This window comes from Ruegeria sp. AP12, from assembly GCF_056540025.1.
Genome location: NZ_JBQFVZ010000120.1, coordinates 1 through 957, shown reverse-complemented (window position 1 = coordinate 957; position 957 = coordinate 1). Strand labels below are relative to the sequence as shown.

Genomic DNA, 957 nt, shown 5'->3' with positions numbered 1-957 from the left:
GGCCGGATTGCTGTTGCTGAAAGCCGGAGAAGCAAACCTGTCCGAACGGTTCCTGACCCATCTGGTCGAAAGCCTTGATCCAGTGCAGGCCAATCAATTGGGCGATCTGGTTATCGAACTGAAACAGCCGCATCTGGCCGTGATGATCGCCAAACGCGCCGCGACCACAGGAACGGTTCTGCCCGCAGCTTATTACCCAGTGCATCCGGTCGCAGATATCGGCTTGCCAATGGCAAAAGAGATGACCTTGGCCATCGCCCGCCGTGAAAGCGAATTTGATCCCGTGGTGATCAGCGGTGCAGGCGCGCGTGGCTTGATGCAGGTGATGCCAGCGACGGCCAAGCTGGTCGCGCAGGAGTTGGGGATCCTAAGCGGACATCAGACCGGGCGGTTGACCTCGGACTGGGAATACAATGCCAAGCTTGGGGCGAACTACCTGTCCAGTCTTGCGGCAGATTTCAACGGCAATGTGGTCATGATGGCCGCCGGATATAATGCCGGACCACGGCGGCCGATCGCATGGATGGAGCGCTACGGAGACCCCCGTGCCGGTGAGGTGGATGTGGTCGACTGGATCGAGACCATCCCCTTCAGCGAAACGCGCAACTATGTGATGCGCGTGACCGAAAGCCTTCCGGTTTATCGCGCGCGTCTGGGTAAACCCGCCCTGCCCGTGCCCTTCTCGCAGGAACTGACCGGATCAACCCTTGCGGCGTTCGCGCCATAGGGTGAACAGCCCCGCCGCGACAACGAGACCAGCGCCGATGACGACCTCGGGGCGCAGGACCTCATTGAAGATTGCGATGCCAAGGATCGCCACCCAGACCAGATGGAGGTAGGCAAAGGGCTGCACCGCGCTGGCCTCGGCCGCCTCATAGCATTTGATCAGCAACCAATGGCCGAACGCACCGCTAACACAAAGCGTTGCCATCCAGGCCCAATCCGCCTGTGCCATCG

Annotated in this window: 2 protein-coding genes; one reads left to right on the top strand and one right to left on the bottom strand. The window is 60.6% G+C overall.

The annotated features are described in order from the left end of the window. A partial coding sequence (locus ACR0E6_RS21650) for a lytic transglycosylase domain-containing protein (protein ID WP_480587196.1) occupies window positions 1-727 on the top strand: 727 nt, incomplete at its 5' end. Here the strand turns inward: ACR0E6_RS21650 and ACR0E6_RS21645 are convergent. Next, window positions 701-957: EamA family transporter (locus tag ACR0E6_RS21645; RefSeq protein ID WP_480587193.1), on the bottom strand; the 257-nt coding region annotated here is incomplete at its 5' end. The two genes, ACR0E6_RS21650 and ACR0E6_RS21645, sit on opposite strands and share 27 nt — an antisense overlap.